The following is a 21566-nucleotide window of genomic DNA, read 5'->3' as shown; positions in this document are numbered from 1 at the left end:
CCTCACTGGGCCGTCATGCCGCCGTCGGGAGTGATCACCGAGCCGGTCATGAAGGACGCCTCGTCGCTGGCCAGGAACAGCGCGACGTTCGCGATCTCGTCCGGGGTGCCCAGGCGCCCGATCGGATACTTGAGCAGCGTCTTCGCCAGGCCGGCCTCGAGATCGCCGCCGCCGCGGGCCCGCAGCATCGGCTCCATGAGCGGCGTGTAGACGGTGCCGGGGCAGATCACGTTGACCCGGATCCCGCGAGGAGCCAGGTCGACGGCCATGGACCGCGTGAGCGCGACGACCGCCCCTTTGGACGCGCAGTACGCGGCGAAGTTCGGCACGCCCACCAGGCCGGCCACCGAGCCCTGGTTGACGATCGAGCCACCCTCGCCCATGTGCCGCACGGCCGCCCGGGAGACGAGGAAGGTGCCCTTCGCGTTGACTCCGAAGGCACGGTCCCAGTCGTCCTCGGCCGCGTCGGCGACCGAGCCGGAGCTGTCGACCCCGGCGTTGTTGTACAGCACGTCGAGCCGTCCCCACTCGGCCGTCGCGAGCTCCACCGCCGTCTCGACCTCCACGGCGTCGGCGACGTTCCCCACGAGCGCGAGCGACTGCCCCTCGTGCTCCTTGTCGATCATCATGGCGGTGAGCGACGCGAGCTCGGGCTTGATGTCGAGCGTGGCGACCGAGGCCCCCTCCGCCGCGAACCGCATCGCCGCGGCCTGCCCGATGCCCGAGCCGGCCCCGGTGACCAGGGCGACCTTCCCCGCGAGTCGACCCGACTCCTGTGACGTCATACCGCCGTCCACCCTCCGTCGACCACCAGCGCGTGGCCGGTCATGTAGCCCATCCGGCCCGAGGCGAGGACCGCCACGGCCTCGGCGATGTCGTCCGCCTCGGCAACGCGCCCGACCGGGATGTGCGACTCGACCTGCGCGGCCAGCTCGGGGATGTCGAGGCGCCACTGCGTCATCGGGGTGCGCACGAAGCCCGGGCACACGGCGTTCGACCGGATTCCGGTGTGCGCGTAGTCGACGGCGAGCGACTTCGCGAACATGAGCGCGGCCCCCTTGGAGGCGGTGTAGGCGCACCGCGCGGGGAAGGCGACCTGGCCGGCCACCGAGGCGATCGTGATCACGTGTCCGGAGCCCTGGGCGAGCATCACCGGCAGGACCGCCCGGCTGCAGAGGAAGGGGCCCCGGGTGTTCGTCGCGAGGACCCGGTCCCATTCCTCCACGGGCGTCTCGTGGCACACCGTGGCCGTCGGACCGCCCGAGATGCCGGCGTTGTTGACCAGGACGTCGATCCGGCCGAGCGCGGAAGCCAGTTCGCTGAACGCCTGTGCGACGGCGGGGGCGTCGGCGACGTCGAGTGCCCGCGCCGTCCCGCCCGGACCGGCCGCGGCCCGCGCGGCGTCACCGTCGAGGTCGAGCACGGCGAGGGTGAACCCCTCGGTGAGCAGGCGGGCGCAGGTCGCGCGCCCGATGCCGGACCCGCCCCCGGTCACCACCGCCACCGGCGCGGTCACGCCGGCACCCGGTCGCGCTGCGCGGCCTGGGCGGCCAGGAGGACCGGGTCGTAGACCGGCGCGTAGGGCGGGGCGTAGGAGAGGTCGAGGTCGGCCAGGTCGTCGACCGAGAGGCCGGCGTGCAGCGCGGCGGCGACGACGTCGACACGCTTGGCGGCCCCCTCGGTACCCACCAGCTGGGCCCCGAGCAGGCGGCCCCCGGCCTCGTGCACGAGGCGGACGTGCACCGGGGCGACGCCGGGGTAGTACTTCGCGCGGCTGCGGCTCACGACGTCGGTGGCCCGGGCCGCGAGCCCGGCGTCCCGGGCCTCGGTGAGGGTGAGGCCCGTGCGGGCCACCTCGAGGTCGAACACCTTGACCACGGCGGTCCCGATCACCCCGGCGAAGCGCGCGTCGCCGCCGGCGGCCACCGTGCCGGCCACCCGCCCGGTCTTGTTCGCCGTCGGTCCGAGCGGGACGAACGCCGGTGCGCCGAGGACCCGGTGGTGGGGGGCGATGCAGTCGCCGGCGGCCCAGACGCCCGGCAGGTTCGTGCGCATCCGGTCGTCGGTCAGCAGCGCCCCGCCGGGGCCGGTCCGTGCTCCGGCCGCGACGGCCAGCCCGGCCGAGGGACGGACCCCGGCGCACACGACGACGACGTCCGGGGCACGCTCGGCCAGCAGCATTCCGGCGTCGGTCCCCAGGCACAGCTCGACGTGTGCCCGCACGTGCTCCTCGACGATCCCGGCCACGGGGCGGTCCACGGTGGTCGGGAGGACGCGGTCGACCCGCTCGGCGACCGTCACCCGCACCCCGCGGGCGTGCAGTGCCTCGGCCGTCTCGAGCCCGATGTACCCGGCGCCGACGACGAGCGCCCGGGACACCCCGCCCGTCTCCACGAGGGCGCGGAGCGCGACGGTGTCCTCCAGGGTGCGGACGGTGAAGCACGGTCGGTCGCCGACGCCGGGCAGGGGCACGGCGGCCGGGAACCCGCCCGCGGCGACGATCAGCGACGAGAAGCCGAGCTCGGCGGCCCCGTCGACGCCGCGATAGCGGACGATCCGCCGCTCGACGTCGAGCCCCACGGCCTCGGCGTGGAGGCGCAGGTCGAGGCCGCGGTGGTCGCGGAAGTAGGCCGGTGGATAGGCGAGCAGGTCGTCGGGCCGGGCGACGAGGCCGGCCAGGTGGTACGGCAGACCGCAGAGACCGGCTGCGGCGTACCCGCTGGTCTCCAGGACCACGATCTCCAGCGCTGGGTCGACCCGGCGGGCGGCGGAGGCCGCGGACATGCCGGCGGCGCCACCCCCGAGGACCACGAGCCGGCCGGACACCCGACGAAAGCTACGACGACCGCTGTGGCGGGGCACACATCCCGGGGCGGCGAAGCTGGGGACCCGGTTGGTCCTCCCGGGACGAGGTCACCGTGACGTCGCCGACCGTACATTCCGTCGGGTGTGGGACCGCCCCGATTTCCTGCGACTGCCGAAGCGATCCGGCAAGCCGAGATCGGCCGGGGTCACGCACGTACTGGACAAGGGCACCCCGCCGGTCGCCCTCGACGGGATCCTGACCTCGACCGCCGACCTCGCCGACATCGTGAAGATCGGCTGGGGGATCGGATACCTCGACCCCTCGCTCAAGCACCGGGTGGCCACCTACCAGCGGGCCGGTCTCCTGGTCAGCCTCGGGGGCACGCTGCTCGAGATCGCGGTGGCCCAGGGCGAGCTCGCCGCGCTCCGGCGATGGGCCGCGGCCACCGGCATCGACGCCGTGGAGGTCTCCGACGGGCTCGGGTGGTTGCCCGCCGGACGGCAGCGGGCGCTGGTCGCCGAACTGTCGGCGGACTTCGTGGTGCTGGCCGAGGTCGGTGTCAAGGACGCGGCCATCCCCGTGGCCGCGGAGGTGTGGGCCGAGGAGATGAACGCCGACCTCGCTGCGGGCGCCACCTGGGTCGTCGCCGAGGGACGCGAGTCCGGGACGGTCGGCCTCTACGACCCCGACGGTGCCGTGCGCACCGACCTCGTCGAGGAACTGGTCGGCGCCGTCCCCGCGGACCGGGTGATCTTCGAGGCGCCCACCAAGGCCCAGCAGGCCTGGTTCGTGCGCCGGTTCGGGGCCGAGGTCAATCTCGGCAACATTGCGGTGGACGACGTTCTCGCCCTCGAGACGCTGCGCCTGGGGCTCCGGGCGGACACGGCCGTCCGACCATGACCGACATCCCCGCGGCGCCGCCGAACACCAGGGCGCACCCGTACCGCGGGCTCTCGGTGCAGGAGGTCGACGTCCCCCTGACCGCCGAGGCCGTCGAGGAGCATCTGCGGGGCCGGGAGGTCTACCGGCGAACCGACTTCCTCGCGCTGCGCCGCGGCGACGCGACCGCGCTGGTGGAGGTACGCAAGGCGAGCACGGAGCCGCTGTTCTCCCCGGTCGTGGCCTGCCGGCTGCTGTCCGGCCCCGACGACACGGCGTGGGTGCACCGCCCGGAGGTCGACGTGGGCAACGCGACCGCACTCGCCGGCGCCGCGGTGCCCGGGGCCACGACGACGGTGGTCCTCGGCCGCTTCGAGCACGTCAACTTCATCCACCGGCCGGCCCCGATCCGCCTCCGGGTCACCGAGGTCGTCCCTCCGGAGCCGGCGAAGCTCCTGGCCCAGGCCCGCCAGGCCGTCGCGTACGACGAGGACCTCCCCCCGGTCGAGCTCGTCCTCGACGCCGTGCGCGTCGAGGACCTCGCCGCCGCGCACCCGGCCGGGTGCTATCTGCTGCCGTGCCGCGGGTCGGGGGCCGATCTCGGGGGCGCGCCGGTGGCCTACCTCGACACCCGACCTGCCGTGCGCGCCGACTGGCTGCTCATCGGGTGCGAGCGCTCCCTGCAGTTCCACCGGCACTTCTACGGCGACGAGCCGCCGAGCGTGGACCTCTGCCCGCGCCGGCGGAGCGCAGGAGCGGCCGGCCCGACGTTGACGAAGTGCTGCCTGCTCGAGCGAGGGCTGGAGATCGACGACGACACCGCCGTGGTGCCGTGGGGCGCGAATCTCGACGAGGTGCGCGAAGGTCTCCGGAAGCTCCTCCTGTGAGCTCCCATCTCGCCGACTCCGTCATCTACGGGCACCTGTGGACCACGCCCGAACTGCACGCCCTCTTCGACGACACGGGCCGGACCAGGACCTGGCTGGAGATCCTCGTGGCGCTGTCCCGGGCGCAGGCCGACGTCGGGCTCGTGCCGGCCGAGGCCGCCGAGGAGATCGCGAGGCACGCGCACGTGGAGCGCCTGGACCTCGCACGGGTGGGGGCCAGGACGCGGGCGACCGGCCACTCGACGCTCGGCCTGATCGACGCCCTGCGAGAGCTCCTGCCCGCGACGGTCCGCGAGTGGGTGTACTACGGGGCGACGGTGCAGGACCTGACCGACACCTGGTTCGGGCTCACGATGCGCACCGTGGCCGACGTCGTCGACCGCGACCTGGCCCGGTGCCAGGACGCGGCCGCGGACCTGGCGCGACGGCACCGGGACACCATCATGTGCGGGCGCACCCACGGCCAGCCGGGCCTCCCGATCACCTTCGGGTTCAAGGCCGCCGTGTGGGCCGACGAGCTGGCGCGCCACCGGGCGCGGCTGGGCGAGATGCGCGCGCGGGTGGAGGTCGTCCAGCTCGGCGGGGCCCTGGGCACCATGGAGTTCTGGGGCGAGCAGGCCCTGCCGCTGCTGGACGCCTTCGCGGACCGCCTCGGGCTGGGCGCGCCGACCCTGCCCTGGATCACCGCCCGCGACCGGGTGGTGGAGTTCCTCGTCCTGCTGGCCCTCGTGACGGGCACCCTCGCCAAGATCGGCAACGAGATCTTCGAGCTGCAGCGGCCCGAGATCGGCGAGGTCGGCGAGCCCGTCGTCGAGGGCACCGTCGGCAGCATCACGATGCCGCACAAGCGCAACCCCGAGCTGTCCGAGCACCTCGACACCCTCGGGCGGATCGTCCGGGCCGACGTGGGAGTGGTCCTGGAGGGCATGGTCGCGCTGCACGAGCGCGACGGGCGCGGCTGGAAGGCCGAGTGGTCGGTCCTGCCCGAGGCGTGCCAGCTGACGGGCGCGGCGCTCGGCTTCGCCGCCCGGCTGCTGGGTGGCCTCAGGGTGGACGCCCATCGGATGCGCGCCAATCTCGACTCGCACGGTGCCGCGATGACCTCCGAGCCGCTGATGGCCGCGCTCGCCGCCCGGATCGGCAAGCATTCCGCGCACGACGCGGTCTACGCGGCGGCGATGGCCGCGCGCGACGAGGGCGTCGATCTCGGGGTGCGGCTGGTCGCCGACGGGCTGCTCGACGCGGCGGAGGTCGCTGCCGCGTCCGACCCCGCACGGGCCCTCGGGGCCGCGACCGCCTTCGTCGACCGAGTCGTGCGCCGGGCCTGAGCCATGGGATCGCTGCTGGACCAGCCCCGGATCCGGCTCGGGACCTTCCCGACGCCGCTGCTGCCCGCCCCGCGGCTCTCGGCGGCGGCCGGGCTCGAGATCTGGCTCAAGCGCGACGACCTGACCGGCCTGGGGCTGGGCGGCAACAAGGTCCGTGGCCTGGAGTTCCTCCTCGCCGACGCCTGCGGTCAGGGCTGCGACCACCTCGTCACCGGCGGCGGGCCAGGCTCGAACTGGGCGATGCTCGCCGCGCTGGCCGCCCGCACGCGGGGCCTCGAGTCCGTCCTGGTCTGCTACGGGGAGCCGGTCCCGCCGGTCGGGAACATGCTGCTGGCCACCATGGCCGGGGCCGACATCCGGTTCACCGGCGACGCCGACCGGGCCTCGGTCGACGTCATGGTGGAGGCGGTCGCGGCCGAGCTCCGCGCCGCCGGGCGGCATCCGTACCCGTTGGGGCGCGGTGGGGCGACGCCCGTGGGGGCGCTCGGCTACGTCGCCGCGAGTCAGGAGCTCGCCGTGCAGTGCGCCGACGTCGGCCTCGTCCCCAGCGCGATCTGGCTGGCCACGGGTTCGTGCGGGACCCACGCCGGGCTCCGGGTCGGCGCGCACTGGCAACGCCTCGGCGACGTCGTCGGGGTGACGGTGAGCCGGCCGGTGGCCGAGTGCGTGACCCGGATCGAGGACATCGCGCGTGCCACGGCCGCACGGATCGGTGTCCCGCCACCGGACCGCGCGCCCACGGTCGTCGGGGGCCACCTCGGCCCCGGATACGGGCGCCGGTCCGCCGAGGGGGACGCCGCTGCCCGGCTGGTGGCCCGCACCGAGGGGGTGTTCCTGGACCCGGTGTTCGCGGCGAAGGCCATGGCCGGCCTGCTCGCCGCCGCCGGGCGCGGGGAGGTCGACGGCCCCGTGGTGTTCCTGGTGACCGGCGGTGCCCCGACCCTGTTCACGACGGGCCCGTGCGGCCCCGCCGCCTCATGAACCCCCGGGATCCCCAGCCTCCGGGAGCCGTTTCTCCCCGAAGTAGACCGCGATGTGGTTGCGGTTGTACGGCGGGATCTCCCGGTAGCCGGTGGCCGCGAACAGCATGCGACTGTGCTTCTGTTCGGCGCCGGCGTCGAGCCGGATCACCTGGTGGCCGAGCGCCCGGGCGGCCTCCTCGAGCGCCGCCAGCAGCGCCCGGCCGACCCCGCGCGAGCGCGCGTCGGGCACGACGTACATCCGCTTGATCTCGCAGACGCCGTCTCCCAGCGGCCGCAGGCCGCCGATCGCCACCGCCCGGTCGCCCTCGTACCCGACCAGGAAGGCCCCGGCCGGCGGCACCATCTCGTCCGGCGTGGTCACCGAGCCCGGCCGCGTGGACCGACCCGGATACTGCGCGTCGAGGAGCTCGTTGAGCGCGGCCATCAGGTCACGGGCCGGGGGCTCGTCGGACCGGCCGCGACGGAAGCGCAGGGCCTCGGGGGACACGGACCATCGTGGCCCGGCACGTCCCAGCGGGCCCTCGGCCGCACGGGACGAGGTAGGTGTCCCTGCAGGCCAACAATTCTGCTCGCCTCCCACCCGCGCGGTTACCGTCGGCGCCCTGCGTCTGTGATCCGTCTCACCACGGCACGAGGCGGGAGTCGAAACGAAAGGGAACCCCGATGCGCGTCGGCGACCAGGACATCCTCATCCCGACCTCGATGGTCGGGAACTATCCGAATCCCCGGTGGTGGGACGCGGGCCCGGCCCGGACGTGGAGCGGCGACCAGGAACCACCCGACTCGTTCAACCAGGAGTCGTTCCAGGACGCCATGAGTGCGCTGGTCTCCGACCAGGAGCTCGCCGGGCTCGACATCATCACCGACGGCAGGCTGCACGGCGACAACTACGCCGACCAAGCGCTCTATTACTACTACAAGCGGCTCGGGTTCGACCTGAAGGGCGGATTCCTCGGCTTCCCGATCTACAGCCGGCTGCATGCCGCGACTGCCACCGAGGAGATCCGGCGCCGCGGGGCGATCATGGTCGAGCAGGCCCGGGCGCTGAAACGGTCGACGCGCAAGGCCACCAAGGTCCAGTACACCGGGATCCAGGTGCTGGCCCAGGCCACCAACGACCTGCACTACGACGACCCGCGCGATCGGGCGATGGCCCTCGCGGCGGCGATCAACGAGGACATCCTCGAGGTCGACGCGATGGGGATCGACTTCATCCAGCTCGACGAGTTCACCTGGCCCTACTTCTTCGAGCCGTGGGCGATCGAGGCCTTCAACCGAGCGGTGCAGGGCGTGCAGCACGCGCAGATCATCTGCCACGTCTGCTGGGGGAACTGGGGAGGAACGCCGGCGTACATGCCCGACGACACCGCCCAGGCCGGGGAGATTTTCGATCTGACCGAGCGTCGGGGCGAGGCGCCGTCGGCCACCGCGTCCATCATCCCGAAGGCGTACGAGGGCGCCATGAACGTCCTGAACCTGGAGAACTGCGGGCGTCGCTCCGACGACCTCTCCGGCCTCGACGTCATCAAGAACCACCCGCTGCCGGCCGGGATGATGTTCTGGGCCGGTGTGATCGACGTGAAGTCGACGATCACCGAGACCGCCGAGGAAGTGGCCGACCGGATCCACCGGCTCCTCGAGTACGTCCCGGCCGAGCAGCTCGGCGTGACCACCGACTGCGGGCTCATCCTGCTCCAGCGCTACATCGCCATCGACAAGTTGCACGCCCTCGTGGCCGGCACCGAGCTGGTCCGCAAGCAGCTGCGCTGAGGTCAGGGTCGGGCGGGCCCCGGCCCGCCCGGCCCGCCTCCCTCACAGGTGGGTCAGGTTCGACTTCCCGGCGCGCAGGCGCGAGAGCTGCACGAAGTGCTCCGGGTTGAGGAATAGCTCGTTCATCCAGCCCAGGTCGTCGACGGTGAGCCCTTCGGGCCGGTGGATCAGGTGGTCGAGGTACTGGAAGGCGTCCTTGGCCCCGTAGCCGCAGTGGTGGGCGCCGAGGACCTTGCGCGTCGTCCCGTCCACGACGAGCTTCTGGAACCCGGAGAGCTTCGGGCGGCTGAACGCGTAGAGCATCGTGCCCTCGGCGCACGGCAGCGGGAGGTGCTGGGTATCCAGGCCCTCGACGTAGGGCGGCATCTGGATGACCACGACCTCGTCGCACGCCGCCCTGGCCTCGGCCTCGGTGAGCCCGACCCAGCTGACCTCGTAGGTCGTGTGCAGGAAGTCGGGGTACTCCGAGAAGTCGAACTCCAGCTCCTCGCCCATGATGTTGCGCGCCGCGGTCACGCCGGACTTGCGGGCCTTGAACATCTCCATCGGGCCGCCGATCAGGTCGCCGATCGCGTAGACGCCCGGCACCGTGGTCCGCATCCGGTGGTCCACCACGACTCGACCGGTCGGGCCGACCTCGATCCCCAGCACGGCCCGGGCCTCGGTGGTCTCGGGGCGCTCGCCGAGACCGAGGAAGACCATGTCGCACTCGATCTCGCGTTCCTCGCCCGACGCGAGGCGCACCGTCACCCCGGACACCGATCCCGATCCCCGGATCGCCACCGGCTCGGCGCCCTCGAGGATCTCCATGCCCCGCTCGCGCATGCCGCCGACGACGTACTGGCGGAGGTCCTCGTCGATGTGGTGCAGCGACGCCGAGCGCATCACCGGTGACCGCGACACCATCGTGGTGTCGCAGCCGGTGGCGTGGAAGAAGGAGCCGTACTCCATCGCGACCTTGCTGCCGCCGATCACCACGCACCGGGTCGGTTCGTAGTCGAGCTCCTCGACGACGCTGACGAAGTCGTACACCCCGTGCAGGTCCAGCCCTGGCACGTCGGGGGTCACCGGACGTGCCCCGGTGCCGAGTACCAGGTTCTCCGCCCGGAACGTCCGGCCGGCCGCCCGGACGGTGTGGGCGTCGACGATCGTCGCCCGGGCGTTGAGGACGTACGAGACCTCGAGCTGTTCCTTGGTCTGCCAGTTCATGAACGCGTGGGCGCTGCCGCGGCCGGCCAGGAACAGCCGGACCAGCTCGAGGATGCTGGCGCGCGAGGCGTCGAACTTCGGGAAGAACAGCTCGTCGGAGAACCACCGCATCCGATCGAGCTCCTCGGCCGCCTCCGAGAACAGATGGTGCGGGACGCACGCCTGGTGCGGGCAGGAGCCGCCCAGGAACGGCCACGCGTCGATGATGAGCGGCCGGCCGCCCATCGCGCTCATGTAGGCGGCCCCGAACCGCCCGCCCGCCCCGCCACCGACGAAGATCGCGTCGTAGAGGGGATCGGGATCGTCCGGGTCGAGGTTCAGGATCGGCTCCGAGTCGGGATCGGCGAGGCTGCGCTCGATCAGCGCGTTCCACTCGGCGAGGTTCAGATGCTGATCGCGGATGTCCATGTCCGTCCCGTCCGTCCTGCTGTCGATGGTCCTGGTCGGGCCGTCACCCGACGAGCTCGGTGGCCCGGCGCACCACGTCGGCCTCGGCGGCGTCCCAGACCGCGCGCCGGGCGCGGACCATGCCCAGTGCGGTGTGGGCCGCGCTCTCGCAGTCCTTCGCCATCCCGCGCACGACCTCGGGCGCGGCACCGCCGCGCGTCCGCCGGGAGCGCACGATCGACTCGGGGTCGAGCGCCGCGGCCAGCTCGGCCGCGGCGGGCGCGTTCAGGCCGGCGACGCCGAGCTCCGCGGCGGCGGCGTCGAGGCGGTCGACGGTGAGGTCGACCCCGCGCCGCCCCTCAGCGGCCGCCCGCCGCACGCAGGCCCCGACGACGTCGTAGGCGCACCGGTAGTCGAGCCCGGCGTGGACCATGAGGAGCTCGGCGAGGTCCGCGGCCTGCGAGAAGCCGGCGTCGAGCGCGGCGCGCATGGCTCCGGCGTCGACCTCCAGGCCGTCGACGACCCCCGCCATGAGCCGGGCGGCGCGGGTGGCGAGGTCGAGGGACCGCGGGACCTCCCCGTAGGAGAAGATCAGGTTGTCGCTGCGGGCGGAGGGGCTCTTGGCCAGGGCGAGCAGCCCCGTCGCGCGGCCGATGAGGATCCCGGCCTCGCCGCGGACCATGGTCAGCGCATAGGGGTTGCGCTTCTGGGGCATCAGCACGCTCGTCCGGGTGTGGCGCTCGGCCAGGCGGAGCCAGCCGAACTCCTCACTGCAGTAGATCTCCAGGTCTTCGGCGAGCCGGTCGAGTGCCGTGGCCAGGCGGGCGGCGCCCTGGACGACGGCGGTGAAGGCGTCCACCTGCCACATGGCGTCGCGGGTGTGCTCGATGACGTCGTCGAACCCCAGCAGGGCGGCCATCCGCTCGCGGTCCCCCGTCAGCGGACTGCCGTTGACCCCGCCCGCGCCGGCCGGGCTCCGGTCGATCCCGTCGAGTTCCGCGGCCAGGCGCTCGACCTCCCGGAGGACCGGATACGCCGCGGCGAGCAGGTAGTGGCCGAACGTGGACGGCTGGGCATGCTGCAGGTAGGTCTGCTCGACCATCAGCGTCTCGGCGTGCGTGTCCGCGCCGCGGGCGGCAGCGAGACAGAACCGGGCGGCCGCCTCGATCAGGTCGGCGGTATCCCGCCGCGCCCGGAGCCGCAGGGCGATGCGCACCGCCTCGCGACGCGTGCGGCCCGCGTGCAGCCAGCCGGCGTCACGGCCGATCCGGGCGGCGAAGCAGCGCTCACGGCAGTTGTAGACCTCGCCGTGGGCCGGGTCGTAGTCGAACCGCTCCGCCGGGGTGCGCACGGCGTCGAGCACCACGGACAGCAGCCGGCGCGCGGCGGGATCGGGGACGACCCGGCGCTCGTGCAGCAGGAGCACGTGGGCCAGGTCGGCCGTGTTGAGCCCGTCGTGCAGCAGCGGGGCGTCCGCAACCTCGACGGCGAATCCCGCCTCGACGAGCTCCTCGGCGTAGCGGCCCGACGTGCTCATGGCACGGCCAGCGTCGTCAGGAGGGCGCGGGTGCGCCGGATGCTCGCCTCCTGGTCGTCGCCGACGGGGTACACCGCCGGCCACAGCTCGGTGACGCCGAGGTCGGCGTAGCGGGCCAGCTGCGTCGCCACGGCGTCCTCGGTCCCGACGACAGCCAGGTCGCCCACCGAGGCGACGCCCTCGCGCTCGAAGAGGCGACGGTAGTTCTCCATGCCGTTGTAGCGCCCGAACGCCTGCTCGGCGATGGCGCGGGCGGCGTCCGGGTCGTCGGTGACCGCGACCGGGAGAGCGGCGACGACGCGGGGCGCCGGCCGGCCCGCCGCGGCTACCCGCAGCGTCGGGACGATCGTCGCGTCGAGCGTCCGCGGTCCGGCGAGCCATGTGATCACCCCGTCGGAGCACTCGCCCGCGGCACGCACCATCCGCGGCGACAGCGCCCCGACCAGCACGGAAACCGGCGACGTGCCCGGGACGCGGAACCCGCCGTCCACGCGGTAGTGCTCTCCCGCGACGTGGACCTCCTCTCCGTGCAGCAGCGGCACGAGAATGCCGAGGTACTCCCGCATGTGGGCGGCGGGGTTCGCGTAGGGGAGGCCGTGCAGCCCTTCGATCACGGGCCGGTGGGAGACGCCGACGCCGAGGGTCAGCCGTCCGCCGCAGAACACCTGGGCGGTGGCCGCCTGCTGGGCGAGGGCGAGCGGGTGCCGCGGGTAGGTCGGCACGATGCCGACGCCGAGCCCGATGCGCGAGGTGACGGTGCCTGCGACGGCGAGTGTGGTGAGGGCGTCGTAGGCGCGCGAGAAGTGCACCGACCACGCAGTGGCGTAGCCCTCCTTCTCGGCCTGCTGGGCGTCGGCCACGACCTCGCCGGGGGAGCTCGGGCGCGCGAGGACGTCGCCCCCGATGGTCATCCCGATCTGCATGGCTCCGCCGATCTACCGGGACAGGAACTACCGGGACGCGGCGTGACGGCCCAGCCCGGCCGAGGTCGTCCGACGCAAGGGAGCATCGGTCATCCCGGTACCACTGCGACATGTCCGCCCGGGGCGAATCCCCGCCCGGACCCTGCCCCCGTGGACGATGCCCCGTGCGACGTGCGTCACTATTTTCGGCGAGGTGGAAGCGCCCGACGTCACCGCCGTCCGAGCCGAGCGCGCCGCTCCGGAGCTGCGGGAGCTCTACGAACGGATGCTGCGGATCCGCCAGTTCGAGGCGAAGGTCGACGTCCTCTACCGACAGGGCCGCGTCCGCGGACCGGCGCACCTGGGGTTGGGGCAGGAGGCCATCGCGGTCGGTGTGGCCTCGGTCCTCGGCCCGGGCGACCACTCGCTGGGGACCTACCGCGGCCACGCCCACGCCCTCGCCCGCGGCGCCCCGGAGGAGGCGGTGCTGCGCGAGCTGCTCGGCCGCGTCGGGGGCATCTGTGGCGGCAAGGGCGGCTCGATGCACATCACCAGCGTCGAGCACGGCTACTACGGCTCCTACGCGATCGTCGGCGGGCACATCCCCACCGCGGTCGGTATGGCGTGGGCGAGCCGGATCCGCCGCGACGGCGCGGTCACGGCCTGCTTCTTCGGCGACGGCACGACGAACATCGGCGCCTTCCACGAGGCGGTGAACCTCGCCGCGGTCTGGAAGCTCCCGGTGGTCTTCGTCTGCGAGAACAACCTCTACATGGAGTACACGCCGATCGGTGACGTGATCCCGGTCGACCGGCCCGCCGCCGACCGCGCCCCCGCCTACGGGCTGGCGCCGATCGTCGTCGACGGCAACGACGTGGCCGCGGTCCGCGAGACGGCGCTGGCCGCGGTCGAGCGCGCCCGCAGGGGGGACGGGCCGTCGCTCGTCGAGGCCCTCACCTACCGGCTGGGCGGGCACTCGGTGGCCGACGGCGGGGCCTACCGCGATCCCGACGAGGTCGCCGCCGCCCGCACCCGTGACCCGCTGGTGCGGCTCGCGACCGAGCTGGCGCGGTCCGGCGCGATGACCGTCGAGGCGAGCGACGCCCTCGTCGCGCAGGTCAAGGCCGAAATGGACGCCCTGGCCGTGCGGGTGCTCGCCGAGCCCACCGCGGACGGCGCCGACGCCTGGACCGGCATGTGGAGCGACGGAGGTGCGACGTGGCGCAACTGACCTTCCGCGAGGCCGTGGCCGCTGCGCTCGACCAGGAGATGGCGCGCGACGAGACGGTGGTGCTGCTCGGTGAGGACGTCGGGTCGGGCGGGGTCTTCAAGACGACCGCCGGGCTCCGGGACCGCTTCGGACCGGAGCGGGTCTGGGACACCCCGATCTCCGAGCAGGCGATCGCCGGCGCCGCGATGGGCGCGGCAGCCGCGGGCCTCCGGCCCGTCGCCGAGATCATGTTCTCGGACTTCTACGCGACCTGCTGGGACCAGGTCGCCAACGAGATCGCGAAGGCCTGCTACATGACCGGGGGCCAGCTGCGGATGCCGCTGGTGATCCGCGGGAGCAACGGCGGCGGGCTGGGGTTCGGGGCGCAGCACAGCCAGTCCATCGAGAACTGGGCGATGTGCGTCCCCGGCGTCAAGATCGTCTCGCCCTCCACCCCGGACGACATGTGGGGCCTGCTGGCCGCCTCGATCCGCGACCCCGAGCCGGTGCTCGTCCTCGAGCACAAGGCGCTGTTCGGGACGAAGTCCGAGTGGCCCGGGGGCGATCACGTGGTGCCCCTCGGCGAGGCCGCCCTCCGACGGTCCGGCGAGGACGTCACCCTCGTCGGCCTCGCGCGCACCGTCGGGATGTGCGAGCAGGCCGCCGTCGCGCTCGCCGACGAGGGGATCGCCGCCGACGTCCTCGACCTGCGCTGCCTCGTGCCGCTCGACGCCGCCGCCGTGCTCGCCTCCGCGCGGCGGACCGGCCGGGTCGTGATCGTCGAGGAGAACCCCGGCCAGCTCGGCTGGGGTGCCGCCGTCGCCGCGATCCTCGCCGAGGAGGCGTTCGACGACCTGCGCGCACCGATCGTGCGGGTGTCCGGCGGCAACGTCCCGCTGCCGGTCGCCACGGCGATGGAGGCAGAGGTCATGCCCTCGCCCGAGAAGGTCGTGGTCGCCGCCCGGGGCCTTCTCGAGGGACGAGTCCCAGCCGCGAGTACAGCGAGAGTCTGAGGAGACTGACCATGCGGATTCGGAACGAGGATGTCCTGCTCCCGGTGTCGGCCGTGTCCGCCTTCCCGCGGCCGCACTGGCTGCAGGGACGGATACTCGGCTGCGGGACGGAACCCACCTACCGCAGCCACAACCTGCGCGTGGCCTACGAGGACGCCTGCAAGCTCACTGCCCGGGAGCAGGAGCTGGCCGGGCTCGACATCCTCTGCGACGGCGCCCAGTACTACGAGTGGGAGGCCCCGGGCTTCCAGCTCGAACCGATCTTCCACTTCATCCCGGAGAACCTCGGCGGCATCGACAACTTCGGGCCGCCCGGCGACGGCGCGAAGTACGCGCCGTTCTACAAGGGCACCGTGCGCAGCAAGGTCGAGTGGGTCCGCCCGATCTTCGAGGCCGTCGCCTATGCGATGCAGCAGGCCACCGACCGCCCGTTCAAGGTGGCGATGCTCGGCCCGGCCCAGCAGTCGATCATCCTGAACGACCAGCACTACGGCGACGGCGTCGCACTGGCCAAGGACATCGCCCGCGCGCTGAACAAGGAGCTGCACTACCTGCAGGACATGGGGATGGAAGCCGTCCAGCTGATCGACGTGCTGCCGCCCTACACCCAGGACGCCTGGCAGATCGAGTGCCAGCAGATCCTGTTCGAGGGCATCCACATGACCAAGTTCTGGCACGTCTGCTACGGCAGCGTCGACGGTCAGCGTGACATCTTCGACAACCACGCGGCGGAGATGATGCCGTTGTTCCGCGAGTCGCCCTGCGACGTGATCCACCTGGAGTTCACGAACAAGGACTTCGTCGAGCTCGAGGCGTTCGCCGACTTCCCCGCCGACAAGGTGCTCGGCGTCGGGGTCGTCGACGCGAAGAACACCATGGTCGAACCGGTGGAGCAGATCGCCGACCGCATCCGGCGCGCACTCAAGGTCATCCCCGCCGACCGGCTGCTCGTGGCCCCAGACTGCGGGCTCGGGTACTTCAGCCGCACCACCGCGTACGCGAAGCTGCGGAACATGGGCCAGGCCGCCCGGGAGGTCCGCGCCGCGCTGTGACGTCGCGACGGGGCACCACGGAGGGTCAGGGCGTGCCGGCGACCACGTCCTCGGCATCGTGGAGCTCGGCGACGTCGCGGTAGCCGGCCAGGGCGAGGGTGGTGTCGAGCTCGGCGAGCAGGCAGCGCAGGATGTGGTGCACGCCCGCCTGCCCGCCCAGGGCCAGCCCGAAGGCGAACGGTCGGCCGACCAGCACCGCGTCGGCACCGAGCGCGAGGGCGATCGCCGCGTCGGCACCGGTGCGGATACCGGAGTCGAAGAGCACCGGCGCCTGCCCAGCGACGGCGGCGACGACGCCGGGCAGGGCGCTCAGCGACCCGATCGCGCGGTCGACCTGACGGCCGCCGTGGTTGGACACGATCACCGCGTCCATCCCGAGCCGGAGCGCCGTCCGCGCGTCGTCGGGACACTGGATCCCCTTGACGACGATCGGGCCGTCCCACTGCGCGCGGATCGTCGCGAGCCGGTCCCAGCCCCACGCGGTGCCGGTGAACAGTCGCTGCCGGTGGCGGACGGCCGCGCCGAGGTCCTCCTCCGGGGCCCGGGCGAGGCCGGCGCGGAAGGCGGGGTCGGAGAAGGGGATCGCCGTGCCCACGCCGCGCAGGAACGGGAGGTAGGCGCGATCGAGGTCGCGGGGGCGCCACCCGAGGGTCCAGGTGTCCAGGGTGACGACGAGGACGGTGAACCCGGCAGCGTGCGCCCGGGCCAGCAGACTCGCGGTCACCTCGTCGTCGGTGGGCCGGTAGAGCTGGTACCACCGGGGTCCGTCCCCCGAGGCCGCCGCGACCTCCTCGGTCGTGTGCGACGACGCCGTCGAGAGCACCGCCGGGACGCCGAGTGCCGAGGCCGCGCGAGTGGTGGCGAGCTCCCCGTCGTCGTGCAGCAGGCTCTGCACACCCACCGGACCGAGAAGCAGCGGCGCGGGCATCGTCGTGCCCAGGAGCGTCGTCGACCAGTCCCGGACGTGGTTGCCGCGCAGCATCCGCGGTACCAGGCCCACCCGGTCGAAGGCTGCCCGGTTGGCGCGCATCGTCGCGCCGGACCCCGCTCCGCCCGCCACGTAGTCGAACACGTGCGCTGGGAGTACGCGGCGCGCGGCGGCCTCGAGCCGGGAGAGATCGGTGGGCAGGGCGGGCGACCGGCCGTGGAGCCCGTCCGCGTAGATCTCGACGCCGTAGCGGTCGGGGCCGGTCACGGCTCGATCGTCCGCGCGCGCGGACGTCCGGACCAGCGTGCGGGGCCGGGTTCGTCCTGGCCGGACATGAGCTCCATCCAGCCGAACAGCCACAGCAGCGCGTAGAAGGCGATCACGCCGACGTGGCCGATCGCGTAGCGCGTGCTCCGCTGATCGCGAGGATGCCCGGCGGCCTCGATTCAGGCGGTGGTCTTGGCCTTCCGACGCCACTGCGTGAGGGCACGCTCGGTGTAGCCGTTGGGCTCGGTCCCGCCCGTGAAGACCAGCTCGAGCGCGGCCTGGAACGACTCGCTGCCGTCCAGGTCCGGGGCCATGGGCGGGTAACCGTCCTGGCCCTCGTTCTGTTCGTCGACGAGTGCGGCCATGCGCGCGAAGGTCTCCCGCACGGTGTCGGCGTCGACGACGCCGTGCTCGAGCCAGTTCGCGATGAGCTGGCTGGAGATCCGCAGCGTCGCGCGGTCCTCCATCAGTCCGACGCCGTCGAGGTCGGGGACCGTCGAGCAGCCGATGCCCATCCCCACCCAGCGCACGACGTAGCCGAGGATCGACTGGGCGTTGGTCTCCAGTTCCCGGCGCACGTCGGACTCCGACAGGGTGCTCGGGTCGGAGAGCGGGAGCTCCAGCAGATTGCGGCGGTCGGCCGTCTCCCGCTGCGAGAGCTCCTCCTGGACGGCGTGCACGTCGATGCGCAGGTAGTGCAGCGCGTGCAGCGTCGCGGCGGTCGGCGAGGGCACCCAGGCCGTGTTCGCGCCCGCCTTCGGGTGCCCGATCTTCTGCTCGAGCATCTCGGCCATCGCGGCGGGCTTGGCCCACATGCCCTTGCCGACCTGTGCGTGGTGCTCGAAGCCGGCCGCCAGGGCGACGTCGACGTTGCGGTCCTCGTAGGTCTGCAGCCACACCGTCGAGCGCATGTCGCCCTTGCGCAGCACCGGCCCGGCGGCGAAGCAGGTATGGATCTCGTCGCCGGTGCGGTCGAGGAACCCGGTGTTGACGAAGATGACGCGGTTCGCGGCCGCACCGATGCACGCCGACAGGTTGGCCGTCGTCCGCTTCTCCTCGTCCATGATGCCGATCTTGAGCGTGTTCGCCTCGAGGCCGAGGGACTCCTCGACCGCCGCGAACAGCTCGACGGTCAGCGCGACCTCCTCGGGCCCGTGCTGCTTGGGCTTGACGACGTAGACACTCCCGGCGCGGGAGTTCGTGTGCGGCCCGCGCCCGCGCAGGTCGTACAGGCCCGCGACGGCGCACACCAGCGCGTCGAGCACGCCCTCGTTGACCTCTCGACCGTCCGCGGTGAGCACCGCGTTCGTGGTCATGTGGTGGCCGCAGGTGCGGACGAGCATCAGCGAGCGACCCGGCAGCGTCAGCGCCGAGCCGTCGGCGGCGGTGTACTCGCGGTCCGGGTTCACCCGCCGGGTGACGGTCTCGCCGCCCTTGGAGAACTCCGCGACCAGGTCGCCGGTCATCAGCCCGAGCCACGTGCGGTAGGCCAGGGCCTTGTCCTCGCCGTCGACCGTCGCGACCGAGTCCTCGAGGTCGACGATCGTGGTGACCGCCGACTCGAGCACGACGTCGCTGACGTCCGCGTGGTGCTGCCCGCCGACCTGGGTGGACGGGTCGAGCACCAGGTCGAGGTGCAGGCCGTGGCGGACGAGCAGCACATGACCCACACCGCCCCGGCCGTCCTCGGGCGTGGTGAACCCGGCGAACGCCGACGGATCGGCGAGGCCGACCGTGCCGTCCGCGGTGTCGGCCGCCAGCCCGCCGGTCGACGGGCGATAAGCGGTGACGTCGGCGTGGCTCCCGCGCTCGAGCGGGAACAGCTCGTCGAGCAGGTCGTCGGCGGCCGCGATGACCTGCGCGCCGCGCCGCTCGTCGTAGCCCTCCGCGAGCTCGTGGTCCTGCGGGAGCGCGTCGGTGCCGTAGAACGCGTCGAACAGCGAGCCCCAGCGGGCGTTCGCGGCATTGAGCGAGAAACGCGCGTTCGTGGACGGCACCACCAGCTGCGGGCCGGGGACCTCGGCGATCTCCGGGTCGACCCGGTCGACGTCGATCGTCGGGACGCTCGACGGCTCCGGTGCCAGGTAGCCGAGATCGGTCAGCAGCTTCTCGTAGTCGTCCCGAGAACCCGCGCCGTGCTCCTTGTGCCAGGCGTCGATCTTGGTCTGGAGGTCGTCGCGCTCCTCCAGCGCCGTCGCGATCCGGGGCGCGAACCGCTCCTGCAGGCGGGCCAGGATCGACCAGAACTCCTCGCCGGTGAGCTCGACCTGCGAGAGCAGCTCGTCCTCGACGAAGGCTCGCAGGTGCTCGTCGACCTTCAGCCCGGACCGCTCGGACATCTCGGACGTCTCGGACACTGACGGACCGCCTCCCTCGCCTGCGGGACTCACCAGGGCCGGCGAAAGGACGTCGCCGTCGCTTGTCGGGCCCTGCCTTGACCTCGGGGGACTTTAGGTGAGCAACCCTGGTGCTGCGCTTCGACCTGACCCACGGGGCGGTCACCGACGACGGGCCGCTCGGCGCCCGGTAGGCCGCCTCTTCGCCCAGGCAGAGGCGCCCGGTGGTGGACCGTCCTGACGGCGGGGGGTGCGGGAACTGTTGGCCGTGCGTCCGCGGACGATCCCGATGAACTCTTCCATCAGCTCGGTGTTGTCCGCGTCCGGCCAGGTGAGGACGACGCTGGACTGCGGCGCGTCGGCCACCGGCCGGTGGGCGAGGTCCCGGCGGTGGTGCAGGCGCGCCAGCGACTGGGGGAGGAGCAGCAGGCCGGCGCCTGCGGCGACGAGCTCGATCGCCTCGGCCGTCGTCGTGGGGTTGAACGCTGCCGCTCGGCCCGGCCTGTCACCGTGCCAGGAGAGGGTGTCGTCCTGCGGACGCAGGACGATCTCGTCGGCCAGATCGTCGAGCCCTGCCTCCTCGATCGCGGTGAGCACGTGCTCTTTCGGCACGACGGCCACGGTGGTCTCGGTGTAGAGCGGGATCGCGTGCAGCCCGGTCCGGTCGATCGGCAGCCGAACAACACCGGCGTCCACCGCACCGGCCCGGACCTGGTCCACCACCGCGTCCGTGGTCGCGCCGAGGAGCTCGAGGGGAACGTCGGGACGACGCTCGGCCCAGATCCGTGCCCACTTGCCCGGCGTGGCGCCCGGTACGTAGCCGAGTCGGAAGGACGCGGTCTCGCCGGGCTCGGTCACGGGCTCAGGCTATCGGCCGGTCGGGCCCGATAACCTGGGCCGATGACGCGGCAGAGGGCGACGCAGACGATGAAGCCCGCGACGGCGGCGAAGAAGCTGGGCGTGCACCTCGACGCGACGCCCGCCGAGTTCCGTGAAGGCGTGATTTCTCGCGACGAGCTCGACGCCCTGCAGGCCGACCCGCCCGCGTGGCTGCGCGAGCTGCGGCGCGACGGCCCGCACCCGCGGCCCGTCGTAGCGGACCGCTCGGTGTGTCGATCTCCGGTCTGGCCCGGGCCGACATCACCGAGCCGCTGACCACCGCCCAGATCACGGCGTTGAAGGAAGAACAGCCGGAGTGGCTGCGCCGCGAGCGCAGCCTCCGTGCCGATGTGCAGCGCGAGGACGCCCGACTGCGCGCCGGCCGGCCGGGCGACGGGAGCAGCAGGTAGGAGACCAGCGGCCGGTCAGGATGTGTTGTACCGGCCCAGGACGCCGGGTGGGTCGGAGTTCAGGAGTCAACGATGCCTACGGTGCACGCTGTAGGCCTTCTCTGGTAAACACCCATCGGCGCCGCCGTTTGACGTAAGCGGTCCGCAAGGTGGTCCCACTGATGAGTCCACGGAGCCGGGTGTTTGGCTGGGAGTCGCGGGCGGGGTTCATGACGGTTGCGCCCGCGAGGTCTTCGCCCACGACACCAGCCGGCTCGCCCGTCCCGGGGCGGCGACCACCCAGCGGTGCGCGGCGTTCATCCTGCCCCGACTCACGCTGGACAAAGCCACTATCGCCGCGGTGGCCCGTGCGACTCGAGATCACCGCATCACCGCATCACCGCACAACCGTTTCCGGCAAGGGTCGCCACAAGGTCGGGGCTGACTCCCAAGCCCCTCACCGTCAGAGCACATGGGCCTCGCCAGCTCGCCGTTCTCGTTTCCCGCGGCCGCCCGCGTGGAGCTCGACGAGTTGCTGGACCCAGCTGATCGACCGGTCAGGCCATTGCAGATTCGACCGGCTTGAGGCCGCCCCGGATGCCCTCTCGCAGTTCTGGACCTTCCTCGTGGCCGTGCTTGGTGATGGCGTGCTGGGTCGCGGCGTCGAGCAGGTCCTCGAGGTCGTCGCCAGCGATGGCGAGTGTGCAGTTGCTGTCGCTCGGCATGTCGCGGCAGTCGATCATCATCCTGGCCATGGCAGAGCCTCCGGCTCACGAGAGGAATGGGCGTCACCGTCCGCGGTGG

At 72.8% G+C, this 21566-nt stretch carries 19 protein-coding genes and 1 pseudogene; 9 read left to right on the top strand and 11 right to left on the bottom strand.

Going from position 1 to position 21566, the window contains the following annotated elements; translation table 11 throughout:
• Nucleotides 1-2: 2 nt before the first annotated feature.
• The 3 genes from VGH76_RS07210 to VGH76_RS07200 are packed head-to-tail and all read right to left on the bottom strand — an operon-like array spanning nt 3 to nt 2826.
• Nucleotides 3-785, bottom strand: a complete 783-nt coding sequence (locus VGH76_RS07210) for an SDR family NAD(P)-dependent oxidoreductase (protein ID WP_331555944.1) — start codon at nt 783-785, stop codon at nt 3-5.
• Nucleotides 782-1516, bottom strand: coding sequence for an SDR family oxidoreductase (locus VGH76_RS07205; RefSeq protein ID WP_331555943.1), 735 nt, complete (start codon nt 1514-1516; stop codon nt 782-784). The genes VGH76_RS07210 and VGH76_RS07205 overlap by 4 nt, the downstream gene beginning before the upstream one ends.
• Nucleotides 1513-2826: an FAD-dependent oxidoreductase gene (locus tag VGH76_RS07200; protein ID WP_331555942.1), complete on the bottom strand. Its 1314-nt coding sequence runs from the start codon at nt 2824-2826 to the stop codon at nt 1513-1515. Before VGH76_RS07200 ends, VGH76_RS07205 begins: the two co-directional genes overlap by 4 nt.
• Nucleotides 2827-2947: 121 nt before the next feature.
• On the opposite strand from VGH76_RS07200, the gene VGH76_RS07195 reads away from it, so the two are divergent.
• From VGH76_RS07195 to VGH76_RS07180, 4 genes are read left to right on the top strand one after another with little or no spacing between them, the layout of a single operon-like run.
• Nucleotides 2948-3706: a phosphosulfolactate synthase gene (locus VGH76_RS07195; protein ID WP_331555941.1), complete on the top strand. Its 759-nt coding sequence runs from the start codon at nt 2948-2950 to the stop codon at nt 3704-3706.
• Nucleotides 3703-4572 (top strand): DUF7714 family protein, encoded by an 870-nt coding sequence (locus VGH76_RS07190; RefSeq protein ID WP_331555940.1) that lies wholly within the window; start codon nt 3703-3705, stop codon nt 4570-4572. Before VGH76_RS07195 ends, VGH76_RS07190 begins: the two co-directional genes overlap by 4 nt.
• Nucleotides 4569-5900 carry an adenylosuccinate lyase family protein gene (locus VGH76_RS07185; RefSeq protein ID WP_331555939.1) on the top strand — a complete coding sequence of 444 codons (1332 nt, stop codon included), beginning with the start codon at nt 4569-4571 and terminating at the stop codon, nt 5898-5900. The genes VGH76_RS07190 and VGH76_RS07185 overlap by 4 nt, the downstream gene beginning before the upstream one ends.
• Nucleotides 5901-5903: 3 nt before the next feature.
• Nucleotides 5904-6881, top strand: coding sequence for a 1-aminocyclopropane-1-carboxylate deaminase/D-cysteine desulfhydrase (locus tag VGH76_RS07180; RefSeq protein WP_331555938.1), 978 nt, complete (start codon nt 5904-5906; stop codon nt 6879-6881).
• On the opposite strand, the gene VGH76_RS07175 is transcribed toward VGH76_RS07180, so the two are convergent.
• A complete protein-coding gene (locus tag VGH76_RS07175; RefSeq protein WP_331555937.1) occupies nt 6876-7370 on the bottom strand; it encodes a GNAT family N-acetyltransferase in 495 nt (164 codons plus the stop codon). The two genes, VGH76_RS07180 and VGH76_RS07175, sit on opposite strands and share 6 nt — an antisense overlap.
• A 176-nt stretch (nt 7371-7546) precedes the next feature.
• Between VGH76_RS07175 and VGH76_RS07170 the strand changes: the two genes are divergently transcribed.
• The gene (locus VGH76_RS07170; RefSeq protein ID WP_331555936.1) at nt 7547-8653 is read left to right on the top strand and encodes a cobalamin-independent methionine synthase II family protein; all 1107 of its coding nucleotides are present in this window, start codon (nt 7547-7549) and stop codon (nt 8651-8653) included.
• Nucleotides 8654-8695: 42 nt separating this feature from the next.
• Here VGH76_RS07170 and VGH76_RS07165 read toward each other — a convergent pair whose 3' ends face one another.
• Genes VGH76_RS07165 through VGH76_RS07155 form a run of 3 tightly spaced genes read right to left on the bottom strand, consistent with a single transcriptional unit; the run spans nt 8696 to nt 12697 of the window.
• Complete coding sequence (locus VGH76_RS07165; protein ID WP_331555935.1) at nt 8696-10270, bottom strand: NAD(P)/FAD-dependent oxidoreductase; 1575 nt, start codon at nt 10268-10270, stop codon at nt 8696-8698.
• A gap of 43 nt (nt 10271-10313) precedes the next feature.
• Complete coding sequence (locus VGH76_RS07160; RefSeq protein WP_331555934.1) at nt 10314-11786, bottom strand: argininosuccinate lyase; 1473 nt, start codon at nt 11784-11786, stop codon at nt 10314-10316.
• The gene (locus VGH76_RS07155; protein ID WP_331555933.1) at nt 11783-12697 is read right to left on the bottom strand and encodes a TIGR03564 family F420-dependent LLM class oxidoreductase; all 915 of its coding nucleotides are present in this window, start codon (nt 12695-12697) and stop codon (nt 11783-11785) included. Before VGH76_RS07155 ends, VGH76_RS07160 begins: the two co-directional genes overlap by 4 nt.
• Nucleotides 12698-12902: 205 nt before the next feature.
• On the opposite strand from VGH76_RS07155, the gene VGH76_RS07150 reads away from it, so the two are divergent.
• Genes VGH76_RS07150 through VGH76_RS07140 form a run of 3 tightly spaced genes read left to right on the top strand, consistent with a single transcriptional unit; the run spans nt 12903 to nt 15963 of the window.
• Nucleotides 12903-13919, top strand: a complete 1017-nt coding sequence (locus VGH76_RS07150) for a thiamine pyrophosphate-dependent dehydrogenase E1 component subunit alpha (protein WP_331555932.1) — start codon at nt 12903-12905, stop codon at nt 13917-13919.
• Entirely contained in the window at nt 13907-14911 is a 1005-nt protein-coding gene (locus VGH76_RS07145; protein ID WP_331555930.1) for a pyruvate dehydrogenase complex E1 component subunit beta, read from the top strand. Before VGH76_RS07150 ends, VGH76_RS07145 begins: the two co-directional genes overlap by 13 nt.
• Nucleotides 14912-14922: 11 nt before the next feature.
• Nucleotides 14923-15963, top strand: coding sequence for a hypothetical protein (locus VGH76_RS07140; RefSeq protein ID WP_331555929.1), 1041 nt, complete (start codon nt 14923-14925; stop codon nt 15961-15963).
• A 25-nt stretch (nt 15964-15988) separates the two neighbouring features.
• Here VGH76_RS07140 and VGH76_RS07135 read toward each other — a convergent pair whose 3' ends face one another.
• The 3 genes from VGH76_RS07135 to VGH76_RS07125 form a co-directional block, all read right to left on the bottom strand.
• Nucleotides 15989-17158: an alpha-hydroxy-acid oxidizing protein gene (locus tag VGH76_RS07135; RefSeq protein ID WP_414637686.1), complete on the bottom strand. Its 1170-nt coding sequence runs from the start codon at nt 17156-17158 to the stop codon at nt 15989-15991.
• Nucleotides 17159-17337: 179 nt separating this feature from the next.
• Nucleotides 17338-19515 (bottom strand): malate synthase G, encoded by a 2178-nt coding sequence (locus VGH76_RS07130; RefSeq protein WP_331555928.1) that lies wholly within the window; start codon nt 19513-19515, stop codon nt 17338-17340.
• A 141-nt stretch (nt 19516-19656) separates the two neighbouring features.
• Nucleotides 19657-20352 carry a LysR family substrate-binding domain-containing protein gene (locus VGH76_RS07125; RefSeq protein WP_331555927.1) on the bottom strand — a complete coding sequence of 232 codons (696 nt, stop codon included), beginning with the start codon at nt 20350-20352 and terminating at the stop codon, nt 19657-19659.
• A gap of 42 nt (nt 20353-20394) precedes the next feature.
• Between VGH76_RS07125 and VGH76_RS07120 the strand changes: the two are divergent.
• Nucleotides 20395-20783, top strand: a pseudogene (locus tag VGH76_RS07120) (DUF5997 family protein).
• A gap of 536 nt (nt 20784-21319) precedes the next feature.
• Here the strand turns inward: VGH76_RS07120 and VGH76_RS07115 are convergent.
• Complete coding sequence (locus VGH76_RS07115) at nt 21320-21508, bottom strand: DUF1059 domain-containing protein (protein ID WP_331555925.1); 189 nt, start codon at nt 21506-21508, stop codon at nt 21320-21322.
• Nucleotides 21509-21566: the final 58 nt, after the last annotated feature.

It is taken from the genome of Actinomycetospora sp., assembly GCF_036497585.1.
Taxonomy (GTDB): Bacteria; Actinomycetota; Actinomycetes; order Mycobacteriales; family Pseudonocardiaceae; genus Actinomycetospora.
Note: the sequence above shows the minus strand (reverse complement) of the source record. Positions and strands in the feature narration are given on the sequence as shown.

Excerpts from the sequence above, each read along its gene's own strand:
- VGH76_RS07210 (WP_331555944.1), bottom strand. The coding sequence starts at position 785 with ATGACGTCACAGGAGTCGGGTCGACTCGCGGGGAAGGTCGCCCTGGTC.
- VGH76_RS07190 (WP_331555940.1), top strand. The coding sequence starts at position 3,703 with ATGACCGACATCCCCGCGGCGCCGCCGAACACCAGGGCGCACCCGTAC.
- VGH76_RS07180 (WP_331555938.1), top strand. The coding sequence starts at position 5,904 with ATGGGATCGCTGCTGGACCAGCCCCGGATCCGGCTCGGGACCTTCCCG.
- VGH76_RS07170 (WP_331555936.1), top strand. The coding sequence starts at position 7,547 with ATGCGCGTCGGCGACCAGGACATCCTCATCCCGACCTCGATGGTCGGG.
- VGH76_RS07165 (WP_331555935.1), bottom strand. The coding sequence starts at position 10,270 with ATGGACATCCGCGATCAGCATCTGAACCTCGCCGAGTGGAACGCGCTG.
- VGH76_RS07160 (WP_331555934.1), bottom strand. The coding sequence starts at position 11,786 with ATGAGCACGTCGGGCCGCTACGCCGAGGAGCTCGTCGAGGCGGGATTC.
- VGH76_RS07155 (WP_331555933.1), bottom strand. The coding sequence starts at position 12,697 with ATGACCATCGGGGGCGACGTCCTCGCGCGCCCGAGCTCCCCCGGCGAG.
- VGH76_RS07140 (WP_331555929.1), top strand. The coding sequence starts at position 14,923 with ATGCGGATTCGGAACGAGGATGTCCTGCTCCCGGTGTCGGCCGTGTCC.
- VGH76_RS07115 (WP_331555925.1), bottom strand. The coding sequence starts at position 21,508 with ATGATGATCGACTGCCGCGACATGCCGAGCGACAGCAACTGCACACTC.